We start from the raw sequence: 23,771 nt of genomic DNA, 5'->3' as shown, positions 1-23,771 counted from the left end.
TTCCTGATGAAATTTAGCCGGCAAACAACGCTTCGTGCGCAAGCCTCTGTGGCAGGCGTAGGCGTTCATTCCGGTCTTCCCGTCACCCTCACGCTTGGGCCTGCGCCTGTCGACGCAGGTTTTATTTTTGTCCGCACCGGACTTGAGGGAAGTGACCGCGAAGTTCAGGCGACCGCCGACCAGGTGATCGCAACCGATTTCGCCACCGTCCTCGGCGATCGTACCGGCCCGCTGGTGTCCACCGCCGAGCACGTGCTTGCTGCGCTGCGGGGCATGGGCGTCGACAACGCCACCATCGAGATCGACGGTCCGGAAGTGCCGATCATGGACGGCAGCGCCGCGGCCTTCGTTGCGGCGATCGAGCAGGCCGGCATAGTCAGCCAGCCGGCGCAGCGCCGCTTCATTCAGGTTTTGAAGCCGATCTCAGTCAAGATCGGCGACTCCTTCGGCGAGATCCGGCCCTACGCCAACGGGTTCCGTGCCGAGGTCGAGATCGACTTCACCAATCCCGTCATCGGCCAGCAGAGCTACGACTTCGAGCTGAGCCCGGAACGCTTCCGCCGCGAAGTCGGCCGCGCCCGGACCTTCGGCCTGATGTCCGACGTTGCCCGGCTCTGGAGCGCGGGCTATGCGCTCGGGTCCTCCTTCGATAACACCGTCGTGTTCGACGAGGAGCGGCTGCTCAACACCGAAGGCCTGCGCTACGCCGACGAATGCGTCCGCCACAAGGTGCTGGACGTGATCGGCGATCTCGCGCTGGCCGGCCTGCCCCTGCTCGGCGCCTACCGCTCGGTGCGTGGCGGCCACAAGCTCAACCACGCCGTCCTGACCGCGCTGCTCGCCGACCGTACCGCCTGGCGGGTGGTCGAGGGCGAGGCGGCCCGCCGCACCACGCGTCCCGTGGGCGACGTCGGTCGCAGCATCGTCGGCGGCCGGGTGGCCGCGGCCTTCGGGCCGGACGTGTCCTGAAGAAACCTTTTCCTGAAGAGCCCTGTGCCGGGGGTCGTTTCGCGGCGGCTTTCTCCGGGAAACTCCGGGTAACAATGATCGGCTAGGATTGCGGCGCATTCGCCTTAATCCGGGCGAAATGCCTGCCTATCCGGTTGGTTCAAGATCGTTTTTCGGTTACACCGGCGTGGTCGCATGGCAGGCACCACGGCACCATTTCGCGCCTGTGACGGGGTTCATGGGCTGGCGGACACCGCATCACAGGGCGTCAGGGCTTAAATTCATGTCGGCACAGCGTATGACGCGCGGATATCTCCCGGTCTCGTCTCGAGTCCGCGGGCTGCTTCACGCTGCCACCTTCATCATGCTCGCGCTGCCGCTGGCCGGCTGCGGCACCGGGGCGCTGTGGGACAAGTTCACTGCCAAGGACGACACCTTCGTCGAGGAGCCCGCCGACAAGATCTACAATGAGGGCCTGTACCTCATGAACGAGAAGAAGGACATGAAGGCGGCGAACAAGAAGTTCGAAGAGGTCGACCGCCAGCATCCTTATTCCGATTGGGCCCGCAAATCGCTGCTGATGTCGGCCTATGCGTCCTACCAGGGCGGCGATTATGACGGCTGCATCGGCGCCGCGACCCGCTACGTCACGCTGCATCCCGGCAGCCCGGACGCGGCCTATGCGCAATATCTGATCGCCGCCTCCCATTACGACCAGATCCCGGACATCAGCCGCGACCAGGCCCGCACCGAGAAGGCGATCGCCGCGCTGGAAGAGGTGAACCGCAAATATCCGAACTCGGAATATGCGACCTCGGCCAAGGCCAAGATCGAGGGCGCGCGCGACCAGCTCGCCGGCAAGGAAATGAATGTCGGCCGCTACTACATGCAGAAGCGCGACTACACGGCGGCGATCAACCGCTACAAGGCCGTCGTCACGCAGTACCAGACCACCCGCCACGTCGAGGAAGCGCTGTTCCGGCTCACTGAGGCCTATATGTCGATCGGCATCGTCGGCGAGGCGCAGACCGCGGCGGCCGTGCTCGGGCACAATTTTCCTGACAGCCGCTGGTACAAGGACGCCTATAATCTTGTAAAATCCGGCGGTCTCGAACCGAGCGAGAATCAGGGGTCCTGGATCAGCCGGACCTTCAAGAAGATTGGCCTCTAGGTCTCGGCTAGGAAATCTGGTTCCATGCTGGCGCGTCTGTCGATCCGTGACATCGTCCTGATCGAACGGCTCGATATCGAATTCGCCACCGGACTTGCGGTTCTGACCGGCGAGACCGGTGCGGGCAAATCCATCCTGCTCGATGCCTTTGCACTGGCGCTCGGAGGCCGCGGCGACGCCGGCCTCGTGCGCCATGGCGCGGAGCAGGGACAGGTCACCGCCGTCTTCGATATCCCCAAAAATCACCCCGCGGCAAAGATCCTCGCCGAGAACGGGCTCGACGATACCGGCGAGATGATTCTCCGCCGGGTGCAACTCGCCGACGGCCGCACCCGGGCCTTCATCAACGACCAGTCGATCAGCGTCCAGACGCTGAAGGCGGTCGGCGCCGCCCTGGTCGAGATCCACGGCCAGCACGACGAGCGCGCGCTGGTCGATGCCGCCACCCACCGCCGCCTGCTCGATGCCTTTGCCGGCCTCGAAAAGGACGTCGCGGCCGTTGAGACGCTTTGGGATGCGCGCCGCACCGCCAACACCGCGCTGGAGGAGCATCGCGCCGGCATGGAGCGCGCCGCGCGCGAAGCCGATTATCTGCGCCACGCCTCCGACGAGCTGAAGCAGCTCGCGCCCAAGGACGGCGAGGAGACCTCGCTGGCGTCCCGTCGCACCACCATGATGCAGGGCGAGAAGATCGCCTCCGATCTGCGCGAGGCGCAGGAAGCGGTCGGCGGCAATCATTCTCCGGTCGCGACGTTGTCGGCAGCGGTGCGCCGGCTGGAGCGCCGCGGCGTCAACTCGCCGGCGCTGGTCGAGCCTGCCGTGCGGGCGATCGACACCGCGATCAACGCGCTGGAGGAAGCCGACCAGCATCTCCAGGCCGCGCTTGCCGCCACCGACTTCGACCCGGCCGAGCTCGAACGCATCGAGGAGCGACTCTTTGCTCTGCGTGCAGCGTCTCGCAAATATTCGACGCCGGTCGATGGGCTCGCCACGCTCGCCGCTAGATATGCCGCCGACGTCGTGCTGATCGATGCCGGTGCCTCGCGCCTGAAAAAGCTGGAGCAGGCCGCGATCGAGGCCGACGCGCATTATGCGGCTGCCGCCAAGAAGCTGTCGCTCGGGCGGCAGAAATCGGCCGAGAAGCTCAACAAGGCCGTCAATGCCGAGCTCGCCCCGCTCAAGCTCGAACGCGCGAAATTCATGACCCAGGTCGCGACCGACGAGGCCGCGCCCGGCCCGCAAGGTTTCGACCGCGTCGAGTTCTGGGTGCAGACCAATCCGGGCACCAAGCCGGGTCCGATGATGAAGGTCGCCTCCGGCGGCGAGCTGTCGCGCTTCCTGCTGGCGCTCAAGGTCGTGCTGTCCGACCGCGGCTCGGCGCCGACGCTCGTGTTCGACGAGATCGACACCGGTGTCGGCGGTGCAGTGGCGGACGCCATCGGCGGCCGTCTGGCGCGGCTGGCCGGCAAGGTCCAGGTGATGGCCGTGACCCACGCCCCGCAGGTCGCCGCCCGTGCCGACCAGCATCTGCTGATCTCCAAGGACGCGCTGGACAAAGGCAAGCGCGTCGCCACCCGCGTCAATGCATTGGCCGCCGACCACCGCCGCGAGGAAATCGCCCGCATGCTCGCCGGCGCCGAGATCACGGCCGAGGCGAGGGCCGCCGCAGACCGGCTGCTCAAGGCGGCGACGGCTTAGGTCTCGTGTCCCGGACGCGGTGCAGCGCGCAGCGCTGCTTCGCAGACCCGGGACCCGGAGCGTCGCTGCACAGCATCCGGGGAACAAAGCGCCGAACTCGCCTTTACCCTCCCGCCCGCTCCGTCGTATCCAAGCACCATGGCAAGAGCAGCAAAATCCAAACCGCTTCGCGACGTCGCCGACCTGACCAAGCCGCAGGCCAAGGTCGAGCATATGCGGCTCGCGCTCGAGATCGAGGGGCACAACGAGCGCTACTACCAGGAGGACGCGCCCAGCGTTACCGACGCCGAATACGACGCGCTGCGTCAGCGTCTCAATGCGATCGAAAAGCGCTTTCCGGAATTCGCCAGCGCGGAATCGCCTTCGCAGAAGGTCGGCGCGGCGCCCTCGGGCCGCTTCAAGAAGGTGCGGCACTCCGTTCCGATGCTGTCGCTCGACAACGCCTTTGCCGAAGAGGACGTCCGCGACTTCGTCGGCCGCATCGTGCGTTTCCTGAAGCTCGACGACGACAAGGTCGACTTCTCCGCCGAACCGAAGATCGACGGCCTCTCGATGTCGCTGCGCTATGAGGGCGGCGAGCTCGTCACCGCCGCGACGCGCGGGGACGGTGCGGTAGGCGAGGACGTCACCGCAAATATCCGCACGCTCGAAGACGTGCCGCAGAAGCTTGGGGGGCGCAACGTCCCCGACATCTGCGAGGTGCGCGGCGAGGTCTACATGACCAAGAAGGCGTTCCTCGCGCTCAACGAGCGGCAGAAGGCGGCAGGCGACACCATCTTCGCCAATCCGCGCAACTCTGCCGCGGGCTCGCTGCGGCAGAAGGACCCGACCATCACCGCCTCGCGTCCCCTGGGCTTCTTCGCCTATGCCTGGGGCGAGATGAGTGCGATGCCCGAGGGCACGCAGAGCGGCATGATCGGCTGGTTCGAGCGCTGCGGCTTCAAGACCAATCCGCTGACCAAGCTGTGTCACTCCGTCGAAGAGCTGCTCGCGTTCCATCACGCGATCGAGGAGCAGCGCGCACGGCTCGACTACGACATCGACGGCGTCGTCTATAAGGTCGACCGCATCGACTGGCAGGAGCGCCTCGGCTTCGTCTCACGCACGCCGCGCTGGGGCATTGCGCACAAATTCCCGGCCGAGCGCGCCATGACGGTGCTGCGCGACATCGAGATCCAGGTCGGCCGCACCGGCTCGTTCACGCCGGTCGGCAAGCTCGAGCCGGTCGGCGTCGGCGGCGTGATCGTTCAGAACGTCACGCTGCACAACGAGGACTACATCAAGGGCATCGGCAACAAGGGCGAGGTGCTGCGCGAGGGCCGCGACATCCGGATCGGCGACACCGTCGTGATCCAGCGCGCCGGCGACGTCATTCCGCAGGTGGTCGACGTCGTGCTCGACAAGCGGCCGAAGACCGCCAAGGAATTCCACTTCCCGAAAAAGTGCCCGTGCCCGCTGCACACCGACGTCACCCGCGGGGAGACGGCCGCCGGCGAGGAAGAATCGCGCGCCCGCTGCACCGGCGAGTTCGCCTGCCCCTATCAGAAGATCGAGCATCTCAAGCTGTTCGTGTCGCGCCGCGCCTTCGACATCGACGGCCTCGGCGAGAAGCAGCTTCAGCATTTCTTCGACGAGGAGTGGGTGCGGGAGCCCGCCGAAATCTTCACGCTGGAAAAGCGTAACTCGAAACTCAAGCTCGAGGAGATTGAAGGCTACGGCGAAACCTCGGTGCGCAATCTGTTCGGTGCCATCGAGAGCCGGCGCAGAATCGCGCTGGAGCGCTTCATCTATGCGCTCGGCATGCGTCATGTCGGCGAGACCACGGCGCTGGCGCTGGCGCGCGGCTACGGCTCGTGGGAGGCCTTCCACGACGCCTGTCTCAAGGTCGCCAAGGGCGACGAGGAGGCGATGGCGGAGATGGACGCGCTCGACCAGATCGGCGACACCGTGATCAAGAGCATCGCCGATTATTTCGGCGAGAGCCACAATCGCGGCATCGTCGAGCGGCTGACGAAGGAGGTCGAGATCGTCGACGCCGAGAAGCCCAAAAGCAACTCCGCTGTCGCCGGCAAGACCGTGGTGTTCACGGGATCGCTTGAGAAAATGACGCGGGATGAAGCCAAGGCCACCGCGGAGCGGTTGGGCGCCAAGGTGTCGGGTTCGGTGTCGAAGAAGACGGATCTCGTCGTCGCCGGCCCCGGTGCGGGCTCGAAGCTCGCGGAAGCCAACAAGCATGGCGTCAAGGTGCTGACCGAGGACGAATGGCTGACGCTGATCGGGGAGTGAGGGGGCGCGCTTCGTGCCTGCACTCCGCCGTCATTCCCCGCCTTCGCGGGGGATGACACCGAGTGTGTTGTGACAGCCGTCGCGTCGCGACGGATCACATCATCCCGCTCTCTTCCTCCTCCGCCTGCTCGATCAACGCCTCGCTCACCATCACCTCGCGGCGGGGGACGACGAAAATCATCATGCAGGCGCAGAGCAGCGAGATCGCGAGCACCGCGGAGGTGAGTGGCAGCGTCGTTGCGGAATGGCCGCCGAGATAGGCGCCGAACTGCGACATCAGCGCGCCGATGCCCTGCTGGAGGAAGCCCATCGCGCCTGAGGCGGTGCCGGCGGCTTCGGGACGGATGCTGATGGCGCCGGCCGCGGAATTCGCCATCACGAAGGCGTTGCCGGCCATCACGATCATCTGGGTACCGAACAGCCAGATGGGCGCCTCGTTCCAGCCGGTGAAACTCCACAGCAGGTTCGCGAGGCTGCCGCAGAGCTGGAGGGCGAGCCCGAACCAGATCAGCTTCTCCAGCGAATGCCTGGGCGCAAAGCGCACGCAGAGCAGATTGCCGACGAGATACGCGAATCCGGTCGTTGCGAACCAGGCGCCGTATTCGGCGCTGCTGCGGCCCATCTGCGTCACCACGATGTAGGGACCGCCGCCGGCAAAGGTGAAGATGATCTGCGAGGCCAGCACCTGGCACATCACGTAACCGACGAAGGCGCGGTTGCGAATGAGGACGCCGATGTCGCGGCGGAAGCCGCTGCCGGCGGCGCGGCTGCGGCGTGTCTCCGGCAGCGCGAATGCGATGCCGACGGCGACAACGATCGCGCCGATCGTGATGGCATAGAAGATCGCGCGCCAGCCGAATGCGGTTTCGATCAGGCCGCCGGTCAGCGGCGACACCATCTGCCCGATCATCAGCGCCGCGATCACGAGGCTGATCATCGAGGCGACGCGATCGCGCTCGTAGATGTCGCGGATGATGGCGCGGCTGATCACCATGCCGGCGGCGCCGCCCAGCGCCTGGAAGAAACGCGCGGCGATCAGCTGCGGCAGGGTTTGCGCGAAGATGCAGCCGATGCTGGCCGCGACCATCAGCGTCAGCCCGCTGAGCAGCACGGGACGCCGCCCGAACCTGTCCGACAGCGGCCCCATGATCAGCTGCGACAGCGCGATGCCGACCATGTAGAGCGACACCGTCATCTGCGCGATCGAGATGTCGCTGCCGAAATTCGTCGCCAGCACCGGCAGCGCCGGAACCAGCATGTAGAGCGAGATCGGCGCGATCCCGGTCATGACGACGAGCAGCAACAACACGACGCGCGAGGTCGCGATGTTCTTCGCCGTTTCCGGCGGCCTGCTGATCATGCCGTGCATAATTGTCCGTCTCTCGAAGTCGAATCCGACTGTAGCGTGCTCGCGCAAGACGGATATCGGCGTTTCGGAATGCGGCTATACGGATTTCGGGATGGTTATGATGATGGCGTGATGGCGACCGATTGGGCGCGATAACTCGCACCACAAGGTCGGTGTCATTCCCCGCGAAAGCGGGGAATCCAGTATTCCAGAGGCCGTCGTGATTGAATCGAGGGGCCGCGGCGTACTGGATGCCCCGCCCCCGTGCGCAATTGCGCACTAGGCGGGGCATGACAGCTGGGGGTGGGGAAGCAGCCTTGCGCCATTCGCGTAGCGCTATGCGCTACGCCTTCAGCTCCGCCGTGGCCTGATCGAGCCACGCCCTGGTCGCCTCGTCCAGCGCCGGCCGGACCTCGGCCCGGACGCGCGCGTGGTAGGCATTGAGCCAGCCGAGCTCGTCACGGCTCAGCATCGCGACATCGATCAGCCGGCGGTCGATCGGGGCGAGCGTCAGCGTCTCGAATGCGTTCATCGGCTTCTCGGCGCCCTCGATCTCGGCGGCGACGACCAGCTCGAGGTTCTCGATGCGGATGCCGAAGCCGTCGGTCTTGTAATAGCCGGGCTCGTTGGAGAGGATCATGCCGCGTTTCAGCGGCGTGGTGCCGAGTTTTGAGATCCGCGCGGGCCCTTCGTGCACACTGAGATAGCTGCCGACGCCGTGGCCGGTGCCGTGCTCGAAATCGACGCCGGCAGCCCAGAGATATTGCCGGGCCAGCGTATCGAGCTGCGCGCCGGTGGCGCCGTCGGGAAACACCGCGCGCGCGATTGCGATGTGGCCGCGCAGCACGCGGGTGAAGCGGTCGCGCATCTCGGCCGTCGGCTCGCCCACGGCCATGGTGCGGGTGACGTCGGTGGTGCCGTCTTCATATTGCGCGCCGGAATCGATCAGCAGGAGATCGCCGGGCGCGATGCGCCGGTTGCTCTTGCGGGTGACGCGGTAGTGCACGATGGCGCCGTTCGGGCCGGTGCCTGATATGGTCGGGAACGAGACGTCCTTCAGCGCACCGGTGTCGCGGCGAAACGTCTCGAGCGCCTCGACCGCGTCGATCTCGGTGAGCTTGCCGCTGGGTGCCTCGCGATCGACCCATGCGAGAAAGCGCGCCAGCGCCACGGCATCGCGCACGTGGGCCGTCCTGGTGCCCTTGATCTCGGTCGCGTTCTTGACCGCTTTCAGCAGCGCAATCGGATCGCTGCCGCGCACCGGCTTGCCGCCGGCGCCGGCGATCAGCCGGCTGAGCGCGTCGGCCGCAGTGGCATTGTCGAGCGCGATCGCCGCGCCGCTTTTGGCGAGCGCCATCAGCGTCGGCGCCATGGCATCGGGATCGCGCACGTCGGCGGACTGCTCGAGATGGTCGCGCGAGAGGTTGGAGAGCTTGCGGTGGTCGATGAAGATGGTGGGACGGCCGTCCTTCGGCACCAGCGCGTAAGACAGCGGCAGCGGCGTATGCGCGACGTCGGCGCCGCGGATGTTGAAGGTCCAGGCCACGGCATGGCTGTCGGACAGCACCAGCGCCTCGACGCCGAGCTTGTCGATCTCGCTCTTGATCTGCGCCAGCTTGTCGGCCTCGGCGACCCCGGCATTTTGCAGGCTGTGCACCGCGACCGGCGCGAGCGGCGGCTGTGGCCGGTCCTGCCAGATCGCGTCGACCGGATTGCTGTCGACGGCAACGAGCTCGGCGCCGGCCCTGGTGCAGGCGGCGGCGAGGCGCTCGGCTGCCGAAGAAGTGTGCAGCCACGGATCAAATCCGAGGCGGTCGCCAGCTTTCAAATGCGCCGACACCCAGCTTTCCGGCGGCGGATCGATCAGCGATTCCACGGCCCACGCCTTGGCATCGACCTGTTTGGCGGCCTGGATCGTGTAGCGGCCGTCGACGAAGACCGCGGCCTCATGCGTCAGCACCACCGCCAATCCCGCCGAACCGGTAAAGCCGGTCAGCCAGGCCAGCCGCTCTTCCGAGGGGGGCACATATTCGTTCTGCTGCTGGTCGGCGCGCGGAACGACGAAGCCGGTCAGCTTGCGGCGGGCGAGTTCTTCACGGAGCGCGGAAAGGCGCGCCGTCAATGCGACGCCGGCCTCGGGCTCCTCGAATGTCTGGAAATGCGCTTCGAACATGTGGATCACTTTAGGATCAGGAGGGTCAGTCCGCAATGTAGACGCATTCGCATCGCATCTGGCATGGAGCGTGCTTGAAAATGTTCCATTCGAATTGAGTGGAGTTAAGGGATGCGGCAGTTGCGCTTCGTCCGGATAACAGGGAAATTCGAGCAAGTGGTTCATCTCAACGGCGAGGGGACACACGATGCCTGCGTTTACGTTTGAGAAGATTTCGCCGCCGGCGCGCCGCGCCCCGGCTGCGACGCGACCGAAGAAGCCGCGGGGCCTGATCAGCCAGATGATCGATCGCATCGCCGAGCGTCGCGCCAAGCGCGCGTTGCAGGGCGAGCGCGCGGCGCGTCCGGACGAGAAGCCGGCGGAGTAGGGCGGCGAGGGTGATGCCTTAGGGTGGGCAAAGGCGCGCAGCGCCGTGCCCACCATCTTCATCGATCAGACATTGAGTTGGCGGGCACGCTTCGCTTTGCCCATCCTACGGCACCCGTGCTGGCCTACGACACCTTCCGCAGCAACAGACTGCTCCACTCCTCGATCCTGAGGTGCCGCAGCGGCACGAGGCCGCGCGCGCGGTAGGCGGCGATCACGGCAGGAGCCTGATGCGTCAACAGGCCGGAGAGGATGACACGGGCGCCGGGGGCGAGATGCCGCACCATCGGGCCGGCCAATTGCCTTAACGGGTTGGCAAGGATGTTGGCCAGCACCAGGTCGAATGGACCGCATCGGGCAAAATCCGGTGCGGCGAAGCCGGTGGCGCGGATCACCCGGACGCAGGTGCCGACTTCGTTCAGCGTCGCGTTCTCGGCCGCCACCCGCACCGAAGGCGGGTCGATGTCGGAGGCGAGCACCGCGCGATGCAGCGCTTTCGCCGCCGCGATTGCGAGCACACCGGTGCCGGTGCCGAGGTCGAGCAAGTTCCGCGGCCGGGAACTCTTCAGAATATGGTCAAGCAGCAGTAAACAGCCGCGCGTCGTGCCGTGATGACCGGTGCCGAAGGCCAGCGCCGCCTCGATCTCGATATTGAGCTTGTTCGGCGCCACCCGGTCGCGGTCATGGCTGCCATGGACGACAAAGCGCCCGGCCGGCACCGGGACGAGATCTTCCAGGCTCGCCTTGACCCAGTCCTTGGCCTCGACAATGTCGAAGGTGAGGGTGTCCGCGATCTCATTTCCTGCTGAAGTTGCAACGAGTTCGCGCAGCCAGGCCTGGTCGGGCGCCTCGGCGAAATGGAGCGTGACATCCCATTGTCCGTCCGGTCGCTCGAACGCGGCGACCGCCGCATCGCCCTCGAAAAACACCTCTGTCAGAACGTCGACGACGCGCCTGGCCGCAAGCTCGGTCCCGATCGAAAAGCTGGCGCGATGGGTAGGGGAAAGCTGCATTCAAGGGTTCCATTAGGTTCAATTCTTGGAACTTTTGTTCCCGATTTTCCATATAACTTGCGGTTCCCGAGTTAACCTGACCGCAGTTTGTGCCCCGTAGATTTGCGGATGTTGGATCCAGCCAACGCATCTTGGAATTGAAACGGAGGCGAGTCTTGAAGCGCATGGTTTTGAAGTTCTGGTCGGACGAGTCTGGTGCGACCGCGATCGAATACGGCCTGATTGCAGCGGGTATCGCGCTGGCGATCATCACCGTGGTGAACAGCCTGGGCACCACGATGAACGACAAGTTCGGTTCGATTAGCAGCTCCTTGAAGTAATTTCCGCCTCCCTTTTCCCAGCGGGGCTGTTTTTTCCTTAGAGGCTGTTTCCAGACGATCGCCCGCACGGGGAGTTGCCCCCCTGGCGGGCGAGGTCGTTTTTGGAGGCCGCGCCTCGGGGTGTCCACAGGCCACCCGCCCGCTTGTTCACTGGCTTATCCCCTGCTGACCCCGCAGTTTTCCACCGACCTCTCTCCCCAGGATGTCCGGATCAGCCTGGTTCAGGCGTCTACCGCTTTGGCGGTAGTGTCTCAGTTTGAAATCTCGGCCGCCTTTTTGTACGGGCCGCGAACAGCCGGGACCGGGTTGGCGGCATCGATCAGCGCAACCACGTCCGTCATCTTCAACACCTTGTCCACAAGACCCGCAGCCATCGCCGGGGTCGCGCCCAGCGTCTTGTGGACGCGGCAGAAGTTGTAGAACACGAAGTAGAGCGCCAGCGCGTGGCAGTGGTTCTCGAACTTCTTGCTGAACGCGTTGGTGAGACGGGTGAACCGGCGCATGGACATGCGCATGGTCAGGTTCTGCCGCTCGACAAACGACGTATTGATAAGGTCAGGGTCCGGATTGCCCATGATCGGGTTCTTGATCGCGCCAATGCACTTGGGCGGGCTGTAGCGGCCCGCGCCAGCGTAGTCCGTAGCGAAAATCTTGTTCAGCATTGCATAGTCGGCGTCGAAATCGACCGCTGCCACGGCCTTCAAATAGGCCTTGTGGCCGTCCGTGGTGAGCTGGACGCGGTTGGCAAGCCGAGCCTTCAAGTCACCCATGAACGAAATGCCGGTATGCTGGCTGCGGTCGCCAACGTGCCAAGAAACGATCAGCTTGGAGTCCGCGTCCAGCGCCGTCCACGTCCAAACGTCGCCAGCGGCCTCCGGGGCGGCCTTGGCGAATTTGACGTTCTTTTGCTTGGCGTAACTGAACGACCAAATCTCATCGCACTGGACGGCCTTGGCGGTCACGCCGCGCACCGTCTCGTCGTGGAAGCGGGCGCAAGCCAGCCCGGCGTCAATCAGAAGCTTGGAAACGGTGTTGATCGAAGCCCCAGTGATCCGCGAGATGGACCGCATGGATGACCCCTCGCAGAGCATCTGGAGGATTTGAACGCGGGTCTGGAGGGGCAACTTGTTCATGCCCTACTATCTGAACTTTTATGCTTAGCGTCAAGCATGTTTTGCTGTTGATTGGTCGATTTAACAGCGGCGCGGCCGTTATTTAGTGCTATTTTAAAGTGCGGACGGCGATTCAAGGGCGGCGAACATGGCGCCACAGCCTTTTCAGATGGTTCGAGATATTAAAGCGATGGACGATGGCGATTGGGCCGCTCTTAGAAGTGAAGCGGAGCAGCTTTTCACCCCAGGTACCGCGATCAAAGAACAAGACCTTTTTGCCGGTAGGCAAGAACAGATAGCCAAACTGGCTCAACGGATCAGGCTTTCCGGCGGCCACGCCGTGATTTATGGCGAGCGAGGGGTCGGTAAATCATCTCTCGTCAATATTTTTAGGTACGTCGCGGACGCCAGTCCAAGCAGAGTTCAGTACATCCGCGTCGCTGTTACTGATGGCGATGACTACAATGCGCTCTTTTCCAAGATATTTAAGCGGATGGTTCTTGAGGAGGACGGAAAGAAAAACCGTCTTTCAGATCTATACGAAGGACGCCAAATAACTCCCGATGATGTGCTGCTGGAGTTTGAGAATTTTTCAGGCTCAACCATCCCAATTATCGTAGTTGATGAATTTGACCGGCTGAAAGATCAGCGAGCAAAAAATCTGGTTTCCGACACAATCAAATTGATCTCGGACGAAGCCGTGAATGCCACGTTTTTCATCGTAGGTGTCTCAGACGCAGTGGAAGATTTGCTGCATGGGCACGAATCTATCGGTAGAGCGCTGTCGCAAGTCGAAATGCCAAGAATGTCCGATGGTGAAATAATCGACATCGTCAATCGACGACTGAAGCGCGCTGGAATAAAAGTTACTTCGGAGGCTATTTGGGATTGCGTTTTCATATGCAAGGGCTTGCCTCACTACGCCCATTTGCTCGGCCTCCATGCGATGCAGAGCGTTTGCGATCGAAAGGCGATTATAATCGAACGAAAGGACATCGAAGAGGCATCCAAGCGAGCGCTGTTGGATGCCAATCAGTCGATCAAGGCCGGTTTTGAACGAGCTGTATACTCAGAGCGGCCGGACAATATTTTTAAACACGTACTTATCGCGTGCGCGCTGGCGCAAAAAGATAGCTTTGGACAGTTTACCGCAAAATCGGTCGCCCGCATTCTTTCCGAAATCACGGGAGAAAAGTTCGATGTTCCCGCGTTCTCGTACCACTTGAATGAGTTTTGCGAGCCTACGCGAGGGCCAATCTTGAAAAAAATTGGGCAGACAAGGCGTTTCACGTTTAGGTTTGTAGAAGCCATGATGGAAGCATATTGCATCATGGAGGGCATGAATCGGAAAATTATCTCCAACAAGATCGTTGAGCAAAACCGGCCTAAACGTCAGCCCGATCTTTTTTCCGCCATCGTGTCTTAGCCGCCTTCTTGGCGATCTCGACGCGTCGCTTAGGCGTTAGCGTTTCCGCCCTGACCTTGCCGCCCATTCGCCCCAGCGCCACGGCAGCGGCGCTCTTACCGTCATCCGTGGTCATGTCCTCAATCTCGCCGGTGGCGATCTTGGCGATCATGATGGCGTTGCCGATAGCGTCGGCGGGACGCTTTTCGCCTTTAGGGCCTCTAGGCATCAGTACCTCCCGATGGAGGAGATTTTAGACGATCAATGAAGCCGAGAATGGCGTCCAGCGCGATAGCTTCGAGCACTCCCATTTCCGGGGGCGGAAGCTGGTCTTTGACCTCAGCAACGATGTCGTCTGGAATATGAACGGTGATCTTCATTTTCTATCCATGCTTAGCGCAAAGCATAGCATGGAAACTAGCCAAGCGCGACCCTCGTCCAGAGAGCTAAATTTCAAACTGAGACACTACCGCTTTGGCACAGGCTTCTCGACAGCCTGTCCACAGCTCCTCCACAGACCTATCCACGGCTTCCGAACAGCGACCTGTGATCCCGCAGGATCGCCTGTGCCGCGTTGTGGCCGGGGGCGCCGGTAACGCCGCCGCCGGGGTGGGCGCCGGAGCCGCAGTGATAGAGGCCCTTCAGCGGCCCGCGGTAATCGGCGTGGCCCAGCATCGGCCGGGCCGAGAACAGCTGGTTCAGCGTCAATGCGCCGTGGAAGATGTCGCCGCCCAACAGCCCGAACTGCCGCTCGAGATCGAGCGGGGACAGGACCTGGCGGCCGAGCACGCTGGCCGCAAAGCCCGGCGCGTATGTGTCCACCGTCGCGATCATGAGATCGGCGACCGCGTCACGATGGTCGTCCCAGGACTTGCCGTCGGGCAGCTCCGGCGCGACGTGCTGGCAGAACAGGCTCGCGACGTGTTTGCCAGCGGGCGCCAGCGTGTCGTCGAGCGTCGAGGGGATCAGCATCTCGACGACGGGCTCCCGGCTCCAGCCGTGCGCGCGCGCGTCGAGATAGGCGCGGTCCATGTAGGGAAGGCTCGGTGCCAGGATGATGCCGGAGGAGAGATGATCGCCGTCGCCCGGCAGTGCCGTGAAGGAAGGCAGGCGGTCCAGCGCCACGTTCATGCGGAAGGTGCCGGAGCCGTTCTTCCAGTGCCGGATGCGGGCCAGAAAATCCTGGGGCAGGGCGTCGGCTGCGATCAGCCGCGTATAGAGCAGTTTCGGGTTCGCATTGGCCGCGACATACTTCGCGCGAATGGTCTCGCCGTTCTCCAGAATCACGCCGACCGCGCGGTCGCGCTCGACGATCACCTCGCGCACGCCCGCATCCGTGTCGATTGCAACGCCGCGGTCGCGCGCGGCGCGCGCCATCGCCTGCGTGATCGCGCCCATGCCGCCGATGGCGTGACCCCAGACGCCCTTCTTGCCGTTCACCTCGCCGAAGGCGTGATGCAGCATCACATAGGCCGAGCCCGCCGCATAAGGGCTGGCGTAGTTGCCGACGATGGCATCGAAGCCGAACAGCGCCTTGACGAGGTCATGCTCGAAACGCTCGTCGAGCATCTCGCCGGCGGAGCGGGTGAAGAGGTCGAGCAGGCTGCGGCTTTGCTCCAGCGTCAATCCGCGCAGGATGTTGGCGCTCTGGAGCGCGTTCACGGCCTCGCGGATTGCTGCCGTGCCGATGCCGGCCAGCAGGTTTGGCGGCGCGCGCAGCACGAATTGCCTGAGCACGTCGGCGATGTCTTCCAGCTCGCGCGAGAAACCGTCGAGCGCGTTTGCGTCATGCGTGCTCAGCCGTGCGACGGAGTCCTTCGTTCGCCCCTCGCCGGTGAGGAGATAGCTGCCATCCGGCGCGGGCAGGAAATTCTGCGCGCGCCGTTCGACGATTTGCAGGCCGTGCTCGGCGAGCCCTAAGTCGCGGACCACCTGCGGATTGAGCAGGCTCACGGTGTAGGCCGCGACCGAATTGCGGAAGCCCGGATGAAACTCCTCCGTGACCGCGGCGCCGCCGACCACCTTGCGGCGCTCGACCACGCGCACGCGCAGGCCGGCCATGGCGAGATAGGCCGCGCAGGTGAGGCCGTTATGGCCAGCACCGATGATGACGACGTCTGTTTCGCTCATGCAGGATTCAAAAATGTTCCACTGTCATTCCGGGATGGTCCGAAGGGCCGGCCCCCGGAATGACATCTGTATATCAGGCATTTCTCGCCGCAACATCACGAGACCCTTTATTGCCCGTTCAGGCGCCGTGTGCTCCATTGCGCGCGTCCGGCGCCCGCCGGAGGATTGTGTGCCGGAGCTTCCATGGATTCGATCGTGCAACCCGCCGCCACGGAGCAGCCGTCCTCATCGCGCAACCGGCTGCTGCTGACGGTCTACACCGCTGCGATCTTCGTCAGCGCGCTCTTGCTGTTCTCGGTGCAGCCGCTGTTCACGAAGATGGTGCTGCCGCGGCTCGGCGGCTCGCCGGCGGTGTGGTCGGTGGCGATGGTGTTCTTCCAGTCGCTGCTGCTGGCGGGCTATGCCTATGCGCATCTGTTGATGCAAGTCCGGAACCGCATCGTTCCGGTGGCGGTGCATCTCGTGTTGCTGGTGCTGGCCTTCGCCACGCTGCCGCTCGGCATCGCCACCGCCTATGGCGAGCCGCCGGCGTCAGGCTATGCATTCTGGCTGCTCGGCCTGTTCGTAGTCTCGATCGGCCTGCCGTTCTTCGCGCTCGCCGCCAACAATCCTCTGCTGCAGGCCTGGTTCGTCCGCACCGGCCATCCTGCCGGGCATGATCCCTACTTTCTCTATGCCTCCTCCAACATCGGCAGCTTCCTCGCGCTGTTGTCCTATCCGTTCCTGCTGGAGCCGATATTTACGCTGCACACGCAGAACCGGTTCTGGACCGGTGGCTATGGCCTGCTGATCGTCCTGATTGCCGCGTGCGGCGTGCTGCTGCTGCGATCACCGAAGCTCGCAATGGTCGACGCGCAAACCGAGCACGTCAATGCGCCCGCGCCTGGCATGGTGACGCGACTGCGCTGGATCTTCCTCGCCGCGGTGCCGTCGGGCCTGCTCATCGCCGTCACCGCGCATATCTCGACCGACGTCGCGGCGGCGCCGCTGCTCTGGGTGCTGCCGCTGTCGCTCTATCTGTTGACCTGGGTGGTGGTGTTCCAGTCGCGGCCGCTGTTGCCGCACAAATGGATGCTGATGCTGCAGCCGGTTGCGATCGCGGGCGTGATCTTCCTGCTGGCGTTCGGCGGCGAGCAGAATCTGCTGCTGACCCTCGGCGGCCACCAATTGTGCTTCTTCGTCATCGCCATGGCCTGCCATGGCGAGCTGGCGCGGACCCGGCCGGCCGCAAAATATCTCACCGGCTTCTATGTCGCGCTGTCGTTCGGCGGCATGGTCGGCGGGCTCTTCGCCGGCCTCGTCGCACCCTTTACATTCTCGTGGATCGCCGAATATCCGATCCTGATTGCGCTCGCCGCGCTGTGCCGCCCGTCGGCCAGCGAACGTTTCGCCGGTGTCCTCAAATGGTACTGGCTGGCGCTCGCCGCGTTCGCGGTGGCGCTCGTTGCGCCGTCCTGGACGACCGGCAATCTCTCGACCTGGTTCGAGGATCACCGCGTCTGGGTCGCCGGCGCCGTCGGTGTGTTCGCAGCGCTGCTGGCGCTCGCGCTCAATGCCGGCCGCTGGAAGATCTTTGCCACCGTCGTGCTCGCGCTGGCGCTGGCGAGGATTTATCCGGCGGACGAAGGCCGCGTCACGACGGTGCGCAGCTTCTTCGGCGTGCACAAGATCGTGGTGACGCCCGGCGGCTATTTCCACGTGCTGATGCACGGCACCACGATCCACGGCGCCGAACGCTTCCGCAACAATGACGGCACGCCGGTGACCGGCCGCCCCGAGCCGATCACCTATTACCACAAGGACGGCGGCATCGGTCAGGCCGTCACCGCGATCCGCGAGCGCAAGGGCGCGCCGCTGAAGGTCGCCGCGATCGGCGTCGGCTCCGGCACGCTCACTTGCGCCGCCGAACCGGGCGAGGATTGGAAATTTTTCGAGATCGACCAGTCCATGGTCGATGCCGCAAGCGACCCGAAGAATTTCCGCTACATCTCGAGCTGCATGCCGGGCCTGAAGCCGGTGATCGGCGATGCGCGCCTCACCTTCGCGAAGGAGCCGGACGGCGCCTATGATCTCATCATCGTCGATGCCTATTCGTCCGATGCGATCCCGATCCATCTTGCGACGGAAGAAGCGATGAATATCTACAAGGACAAGCTCGCCCCGCACGGCGCCGTGGTGATGCACGTCTCCAACCGGCACCTCGATCTCGAGACGGTCGTGGTCGGCATCGCCGACGCCAACGATCTGAAGAGCTGGGTCTTCAACGAGGATTCCGGGCGCGACGGCGATTACATCTTCTCGACCGACGTCGTCATCTCCGCGCGCGAGGACGCCGATATCGGCCGGCTCGCCTCCTCCAAATCATGGGAGCAGACCGAAGCCGACGACAGGGTGCGTGTCTGGACCGACGACTATTCCAACATCCTGGGCGCGCTGTACCGGCGCTTGAGGGACGGGGAGTAGGCGACGCGGCACTGCGTCCGGGACACGAGACCTACGGCTCCACCGGCGTTCCCGCCGGCAATGCAATGCCCTTCTCGCCCGCGACCTGCCGCAGCAAATCCGGCCTGTCCGAGATGATGCCGTCGACGCCGAGCTCGATCATGCGCGCCATGTCCTCACGCTTGTTGACGGTCCACACCACGACGCGCAATCCGACGGTATGAGCTTCGGCGATCAGCGCCGCAGTCACGTCGCCGAAATAGGGCGACCAGATCGCACCGCCCGCGGCCTTGATCGTCCGCGGCAGCGAGCCGCCGTGATCGGCAGGATTGAATCCCGCCGTCCAGTTGGTGGTCTTGTCGAGCGCTACCGTTGGGCTCGAGCCGCGCTGCAGCGTCAGATACACCGTCGGCATCTTCGGTGCCTGCTGCTGGACGAGCTTCAGGGTCCGCCAGTCGAACGACTGGATCATGACGCGGTCGGAAAATCCCTCGGCCTCGATCAGCCCCAGCAGCTTGGTGACGAAGCCCTGCGGATCAAGCGTCTCGTCCGGACGGTTCGGATCGATCTTGGTCTCGATGTTGAAGCGCACGCGCGTATTGCCGGACTTGCGCACCAGCGCGAAGAGTTCGCCCAGCGTGGGAATGCGTGTCCCCGGCACGGCGCGTTGATCGGGGAATTGCTTGGCGTAGGTGCTGTCAGGTCGGATCTGGCCGACGTCATAGGCCCTGACCGCGTCGAGCCGCAGTTTGACGAACGGCGTGCCAGGCGGGGCCACATAGGCGCCGCTCGCATCCCGCGCCAGATCGGGATTGAGCCCGCGCTCATGCGAGACGATGACCTCGCCATCGGCGGTGACGCCGACGTCCAGTTCTAGCGTGTCCACGCCCATCGACAGCGCGTTGGCGAAGGCCGGCAGGGTGTTTTCCGGCAATAGCGCCCGGCCGCCGCGATGCGCCTCGAGGTCGAACCCCATGGCCTGTCCCGCTATCAGAGTCGAGAGCACGGTCAGAATGGCCGCGGCACGTGATGGCATGGCGCCTCGAAGGGAAATCTGTTGTTCATGCTGGCCGGCGACGACGGTTGACGGCGGCCGCGGACGGCCGCGTCAGTTCTGATAGTAGTAGCCGCGCGGCTGGTAAACCTGCCGGGGCTGAGGCTGATAGTAGGTGCCCTGCTGGCCATAGCCTTGATTGTAGTATTGTTGCGGCTGCTGCTGATGGACCTGCGCGTCATAGAGCGGGCGGGTGCCACGCGGCGCCGGATAGCGCGCGCCGGTGTCGCTGCCGTCGGCCGGATAGATGTAATTGTCGTCCTGCGGCATGTAGGGGCGGGCGGGCTGCTGCGGCGGCGTCAGGTTCACGGGATCGCCCGTGGTGGCGTACTGCTCTTCGGCCGGCTGCTGCGGCGCGCGGGCCACTGCATTGTTGTTGCGGCCGCGCGGATTGCGGGCGAGCGCCACCTGCGCCGAGCCGGTCAGCGTCACCGTGGTGTTGAGCACGCCCTGCTGCTGCACCAGCGCGTAGAGCGTCGTGGCATTCTGGCGCGACAGGCGCACGCAGCCATGCGACGCCGGCGAGCCGAGACGGCCGACCGAGTCGGTGCCGTGGATGGCGTGGCCAACTTTCGTGAAGAAGATCGCGTGCGGCATCGGCGCGTCGTCGAATTCCTTGGAGTAGTGATCCTCTTCCATGCGGAAGGTGCGGAACGCGCCGCTCGGCGTCTCGCGCGAGGGGATGCCGGTCGACACCGGCCAGCGATAGCGCGCGACGCCGTCGACCGCGACGGTCATCTGCTGATTGTCCTTGTCGACGGTGATCTCGACCTTGGCTTGCGCGGTGCCGGCGCTCAAAAGCATCAGGGAGGTGAAAACGATAAAAAATGAACGCATCTGGAAACGCATTTGAGTTCTGGCCTCCGGGCCTGTTCACACTAGCGCCGCGGCTCTCCGTCCCCCGGCGTGCAATATGCCTGCAATCCGGCTTTCGTTCCAGCAGCCTGCGAGCCCATCGTTAACGTGGCGCCCGGCGTAAGCAAGGCCGCTTTGTGCCGCGCTGACAGCGGCGATGCTGACATTTTCGCGAGCGGATGCGCGTTCACAACGCCGACAATTCGTCACAAAGGTGCAACCATTCGGCCGCTTCAGACGTTGATCGTAACCAGCCTCGACAGGCGGCGTCCGCCGTCTTTTGCCCTTTGCTTCCCTTGGGACCGAAGATGAACAAAGCCCGTATCGCCGCCGCGTCATTGCCGGCCGGTTTGCCACTCCGCCTGCTGTTCGCAGCCGCCGCCATCCTGCTCGCGCTGTTGTCGCTGCCGCACGCCGGCCACGCCCAGGGCATCGTGCGCGGTGCCCAGGAGGGAGCCCACGAAGGCAACCGCATCGCCGGTCCGGTGGGCGGTGTCGTCGGAGGCGCGGTCGGCGCCGGTGTCGGTGGGGCCGTCGGCGCGGTGGAGGGCGTGTTCGGCATTCCCCACCGTGGCTATCGCCGCTGCCGCGGCTATTATGACGGCTATCACCGCTTTCATTGCTACAGGTGATGGCGTCGTCGCCCGGATGGAGCGTCGTCCAGACGCCGAACCGTCCCGGATTACGCTTGCGCTCCATCCGGGCTACGGGCGGCCGTCAGTTCTTCAGCCGATAGCCGGTGCGGAAAATCCACCAGATCACGGCGAGGCAGATCACCAGGAACGCCAGCGTCATGCCGATGCTGACGGACATGCTGACATCCGCAATCTCGTAGAAGCTCCAGCGGAAGCCCGAGATCAGATAGACCACCGGATTGAGCAGCGCCACCGTGCGCCAGGTCGGCGGCAGCATGTCGATGGAATAGAAGCTGCCGCCGAGGAAGGTCAGCGGCGTCACCACCAGCATCGGGATCATCTGCAGCTTTTCGAAGCCGTCGGCCCAGATGCCGATGATGAAGCCGAACAGGCTGAACGTCACCGCCGTCAGCACCAGGAAGGCCAGCATCCAGACCGGATGGTGGATGTGCAGCGGCACGAACAGGCCCGCGGTTGCGAGGATGATCAGGCCCAGAATGATCGACTTGGTCGCGGCGGCGCCGACATAGCCGAGCACGATCTCGAAATAGGAGATCGGCGCCGACAGGATCTCGTAGATTGTGCCGGTGAATTTCGGAAAGTAGATGCCGAACGAGGCGTTGGCGATGCTCTGGGTCAGCACCGAGAGCATGATCAGGCCCGGCACGATGAAGGTGCCGTAGCTGACGCCCTCGACCTGGCTGATGCGCGAGCCGATGGCGGCGCCGAACACCACGAAATAGAGCGAGGTCGAAACGACGGGCGAGACGATGCTTTGCAGCAGCGTGCGCCAGGTGCGCGCCATTTCGAACAGATAGATGGCGCGGATGGCGCGGTGATTCATGACGTCCTCACGAGGTCGACGAAGATGTCCTCGAGCGACGATTGCGTCGTGTCGAGATCGTTGAAGCGGATGCCGGCGGTGCGGAGGTCGCCGAGCAGGCTGGTGATGCCGGTGCGCTCGCCCTTGGTGTCGTAGTCGTAGACCAGCGTCGCGCCATTGTCGCAGAGGTCGAGCTCGTAATGGCTGAGGCTGTCCGGCAGCGAATTGATCTTGCCCTGCAGATGCAGCGTCAGCCGTTTCTTGCCGAGCTTCTGCATCAAGGTCGCCTTGTCCTCGACCAGCACGATCTCGCCCTTGTTGATGACGCCGATGCGGTCGGCCATCTCCTCGGCTTCCTCGATGTAGTGCGTGGTGAGGATGATGGTGACGCCGGACTGCTGCAGCGTGCGCACCACCTCCCACATGCCCTTGCGAAGCTCGACGTCGACGCCGGCGGTGGGCTCGTCCAGGAACAGGATCTGCGGCTCGTGCGACAGCGCTTTCGCGATCATCACGCGGCGCTTCATGCCGCCGGAGAGCGTGATGATCTTGTTGTCCTTCTTGTCCCACAGCGAGAGGTCCTTGAGCACCTTCTCGATATGCGCGGGATTCTTCGGCTTGCCGAACAGGCCGCGGGAGAAACTCACGGTCGCCCACACGCTTTCGAAGGCGTCGGTGTGCAATTCCTGCGGCACGAGGCCGATCAGCGAGCGCGCCTTGCGGTAGGAGGTCTGGATGCTCTCGCCGCCGACGAGGACCTTGCCCTCGCTCGGATTGGCGATGCCGCAGATGATCGAGATCAGCGTGGTCTTGCCGGCGCCGTTGGGGCCGAGCAGCGCAAAGATCTCGCCGCGCTTGATGTCGAGATTGACGTTCTTGAGCGCCTTGAAGCCGGACCCATAGGTCTTCGACAAATTGGCGACGGAAATGATGGAGGACATGATGGCCGTAAGTCAGAGGGGCAAAGGCTGGGGAGGGGAGGCTGGAACCCACCTCGGCGGCGGGTCAGCGGAGCCCTGAAATAGGAATGCACTTGCCCGGCCGCAATTGCCGGGAGAAAAATGGTCTTAAAACAGGCTCTTCGGTGGCAGGTTTCAGGCAAGTGTTGCGCGATGGTCACGGACCGCGGCTAACATTTGCCGCTCACGCGCCTCTTTGTTGCGTCTGCGAGCAGGCCGTGGCTACGATTCCGGCCAATCGCAAAGCGCATGTCCCCAGGGAAAAGATCGATGAGACCGAACGGCCGTCACACCGCCGGCGCCAGCCAGTTGTCCGCCATCCGCGTGTGGGCGATTTGCCTGCTCCTGCTGTCAGCTGTTGCCATCAGCCCGACCACCGCAAGGGCGGCGCCGAGCCAGGCCGCCGCCGCGACCACGCATGTCTACCTGCTCCGGGGCGTGCTCAACATCTTCTCGCTCGGCCTCGACACGATCGGTGCCCGCCTCCAGGCCCAGGGCATTCCGGTGACCGTCGCCAATTTCGTGTCCTGGTCCTCGCTCGCCGATGAAGCGGCGGCGAACTACAGGGCCGGCCGGCTCAAGACCATCGTGCTGGTCGGGCATTCCTCGGGCGCGACCGCGCTGCCGGACATGATCGCCAAGCTCAACCAGCTCGGCGTGCCCGTGAAGCTCGCGATCGGCCTCGATTCCGTGTTCAAGACCAGGCTGTCGACCGGCGCCGAACGCTACATCAACATCTATATCGGCGACGGCCCCGGCGAGCCGGTGCGGGCCGCGGTCGGCCTGCGCGGCAAGCTCGACAATGTCGACGTGCGCGGCACCGGTGTCGGCCACATCTCGATCGACAAGAACGAGGCGATCCAGCGCCGCGTCATCGCCGAGATCGATGCCGCCATCATGCGCTCGCGCGCCCCGGCAGCCCCGGTCGCCGAGCCCGGCGCACCTAGGCAGGCGCGCTCGGCGGCGGCCACGGCCCCGGCCAGGAACTAAGGCGCATTACGCTTCGGCATCGCGCGCGACGAGGGCGCGCGCG

The 23,771-nt window shown here is 64.2% G+C and carries 21 protein-coding genes; 10 read left to right on the top strand and 11 right to left on the bottom strand.

Going from position 1 to position 23,771, the window contains the following annotated elements:
* The first annotated feature begins 6 nt into the window (after positions 1–6).
* From lpxC to ligA, 4 genes are all read left to right on the top strand, one after another.
* Positions 7–969 (top strand): UDP-3-O-acyl-N-acetylglucosamine deacetylase, encoded by a 963-nt coding sequence (lpxC, locus tag I3J27_RS28475; RefSeq protein ID WP_270162194.1) that lies wholly within the window; start codon positions 7–9, stop codon positions 967–969.
* Between the two features lie 262 nt (positions 970–1,231).
* A complete protein-coding gene (locus I3J27_RS28470; protein ID WP_270162193.1) occupies positions 1,232–2,119 on the top strand; it encodes an outer membrane protein assembly factor BamD in 888 nt (295 codons plus the stop codon).
* A 24-nt stretch (positions 2,120–2,143) separates the two neighbouring features.
* The gene (recN, locus tag I3J27_RS28465) at positions 2,144–3,817 is read left to right on the top strand and encodes a DNA repair protein RecN (protein WP_270162192.1); all 1,674 of its coding nucleotides are present in this window, start codon (positions 2,144–2,146) and stop codon (positions 3,815–3,817) included.
* Between the two features lie 138 nt (positions 3,818–3,955).
* Positions 3,956–6,103, top strand: coding sequence for an NAD-dependent DNA ligase LigA (gene ligA, locus I3J27_RS28460; RefSeq protein ID WP_270162191.1), 2,148 nt, complete (start codon positions 3,956–3,958; stop codon positions 6,101–6,103).
* A gap of 94 nt (positions 6,104–6,197) precedes the next feature.
* Here the strand turns inward: ligA and I3J27_RS28455 are convergent, their stop codons facing one another.
* Together I3J27_RS28455 and I3J27_RS28450 are read right to left on the bottom strand one after the other, a co-directional pair.
* Complete coding sequence (locus I3J27_RS28455) at positions 6,198–7,472, bottom strand: multidrug effflux MFS transporter (RefSeq protein WP_270162190.1); 1,275 nt, start codon at positions 7,470–7,472, stop codon at positions 6,198–6,200.
* 322 nt (positions 7,473–7,794) lie between these two features.
* Positions 7,795–9,624, bottom strand: a complete 1,830-nt coding sequence (locus tag I3J27_RS28450) for an aminopeptidase P family protein (protein WP_270162189.1) — start codon at positions 9,622–9,624, stop codon at positions 7,795–7,797.
* Between the two features lie 187 nt (positions 9,625–9,811).
* Between I3J27_RS28450 and I3J27_RS28445 the strand changes: the two genes are divergently transcribed.
* Entirely contained in the window at positions 9,812–9,991 is a 180-nt protein-coding gene (locus tag I3J27_RS28445) for a hypothetical protein (RefSeq protein ID WP_270162188.1), read from the top strand.
* A gap of 124 nt (positions 9,992–10,115) precedes the next feature.
* On the opposite strand, the gene I3J27_RS28440 is transcribed toward I3J27_RS28445, so the two are convergent.
* Entirely contained in the window at positions 10,116–11,003 is an 888-nt protein-coding gene (locus I3J27_RS28440; protein WP_270162187.1) for a 50S ribosomal protein L11 methyltransferase, read from the bottom strand.
* Positions 11,004–11,167: 164 nt separating this feature from the next.
* Here I3J27_RS28440 and I3J27_RS28435 point away from each other — a divergent pair, with 164 nt between their 5' ends.
* Positions 11,168–11,323: a Flp family type IVb pilin gene (locus tag I3J27_RS28435; protein ID WP_249141939.1), complete on the top strand. Its 156-nt coding sequence runs from the start codon at positions 11,168–11,170 to the stop codon at positions 11,321–11,323.
* Between the two features lie 251 nt (positions 11,324–11,574).
* Here the strand turns inward: I3J27_RS28435 and I3J27_RS28430 are convergent, their stop codons facing one another.
* The gene (locus tag I3J27_RS28430; protein ID WP_270162186.1) at positions 11,575–12,456 is read right to left on the bottom strand and encodes an IS1 family transposase; all 882 of its coding nucleotides are present in this window, start codon (positions 12,454–12,456) and stop codon (positions 11,575–11,577) included.
* Between the two features lie 127 nt (positions 12,457–12,583).
* Between I3J27_RS28430 and I3J27_RS28425 the strand changes: the two genes are divergently transcribed.
* The gene (locus tag I3J27_RS28425; protein ID WP_270162185.1) at positions 12,584–13,861 is read left to right on the top strand and encodes an nSTAND1 domain-containing NTPase; all 1,278 of its coding nucleotides are present in this window, start codon (positions 12,584–12,586) and stop codon (positions 13,859–13,861) included.
* Here the strand turns inward: I3J27_RS28425 and I3J27_RS28420 are convergent.
* The 3 genes from I3J27_RS28420 to I3J27_RS28410 all read right to left on the bottom strand — a co-directional run bounded on the left by I3J27_RS28420 (position 13,821) and on the right by I3J27_RS28410 (position 15,970).
* Positions 13,821–14,069, bottom strand: coding sequence for an RNA-binding protein (locus I3J27_RS28420; RefSeq protein ID WP_270162184.1), 249 nt, complete (start codon positions 14,067–14,069; stop codon positions 13,821–13,823). The genes I3J27_RS28425 and I3J27_RS28420 overlap by 41 nt on opposite strands.
* Complete coding sequence (locus I3J27_RS28415; protein ID WP_270162183.1) at positions 14,062–14,220, bottom strand: hypothetical protein; 159 nt, start codon at positions 14,218–14,220, stop codon at positions 14,062–14,064. The genes I3J27_RS28420 and I3J27_RS28415 overlap by 8 nt, the downstream gene beginning before the upstream one ends.
* A gap of 139 nt (positions 14,221–14,359) precedes the next feature.
* On the bottom strand, positions 14,360–15,970 hold the full coding sequence (locus I3J27_RS28410; protein WP_270162182.1) for a phytoene desaturase family protein: 1,611 nt from the start codon (positions 15,968–15,970) through the stop codon (positions 14,360–14,362).
* A gap of 183 nt (positions 15,971–16,153) precedes the next feature.
* Between I3J27_RS28410 and I3J27_RS28405 the strand changes: the two genes are divergently transcribed.
* Complete coding sequence (locus I3J27_RS28405) at positions 16,154–18,433, top strand: spermidine synthase (RefSeq protein WP_270162181.1); 2,280 nt, start codon at positions 16,154–16,156, stop codon at positions 18,431–18,433.
* 31 nt (positions 18,434–18,464) lie between these two features.
* On the opposite strand, the gene I3J27_RS28400 is transcribed toward I3J27_RS28405, so the two are convergent.
* A complete protein-coding gene (locus I3J27_RS28400) occupies positions 18,465–19,448 on the bottom strand; it encodes a glycerophosphodiester phosphodiesterase (RefSeq protein ID WP_270162180.1) in 984 nt (327 codons plus the stop codon).
* Positions 19,449–19,520: 72 nt separating this feature from the next.
* On the bottom strand, positions 19,521–20,303 hold the full coding sequence (locus I3J27_RS28395) for a L,D-transpeptidase (protein ID WP_270162179.1): 783 nt from the start codon (positions 20,301–20,303) through the stop codon (positions 19,521–19,523).
* Between the two features lie 326 nt (positions 20,304–20,629).
* Between I3J27_RS28395 and I3J27_RS28390 the strand changes: the two genes are divergently transcribed.
* The gene (locus tag I3J27_RS28390) at positions 20,630–20,953 is read left to right on the top strand and encodes a hypothetical protein (protein WP_270162178.1); all 324 of its coding nucleotides are present in this window, start codon (positions 20,630–20,632) and stop codon (positions 20,951–20,953) included.
* An 85-nt stretch (positions 20,954–21,038) separates the two neighbouring features.
* On the opposite strand, the gene I3J27_RS28385 is transcribed toward I3J27_RS28390, so the two are convergent.
* Both I3J27_RS28385 and I3J27_RS28380 read right to left on the bottom strand, forming a co-directional pair.
* A complete protein-coding gene (locus I3J27_RS28385; RefSeq protein ID WP_270162177.1) occupies positions 21,039–21,800 on the bottom strand; it encodes an ABC transporter permease in 762 nt (253 codons plus the stop codon).
* Positions 21,797–22,720: an ABC transporter ATP-binding protein gene (locus I3J27_RS28380; RefSeq protein WP_270162176.1), complete on the bottom strand. Its 924-nt coding sequence runs from the start codon at positions 22,718–22,720 to the stop codon at positions 21,797–21,799. Before I3J27_RS28380 ends, I3J27_RS28385 begins: the two co-directional genes overlap by 4 nt.
* A 288-nt stretch (positions 22,721–23,008) precedes the next feature.
* Between I3J27_RS28380 and I3J27_RS28375 the strand changes: the two genes are divergently transcribed.
* Positions 23,009–23,728: a hypothetical protein gene (locus I3J27_RS28375; RefSeq protein ID WP_270162175.1), complete on the top strand. Its 720-nt coding sequence runs from the start codon at positions 23,009–23,011 to the stop codon at positions 23,726–23,728.
* The last annotated feature ends 43 nt before the right edge of the window (positions 23,729–23,771 follow it).

This window comes from Bradyrhizobium xenonodulans, assembly GCF_027594865.1.
Classification (GTDB): domain Bacteria; phylum Pseudomonadota; class Alphaproteobacteria; order Rhizobiales; family Xanthobacteraceae; genus Bradyrhizobium; species Bradyrhizobium xenonodulans.
The sequence above is the reverse complement of the archived record's forward strand: the minus strand, read 5'-3'. Positions and strand labels throughout refer to the sequence as shown.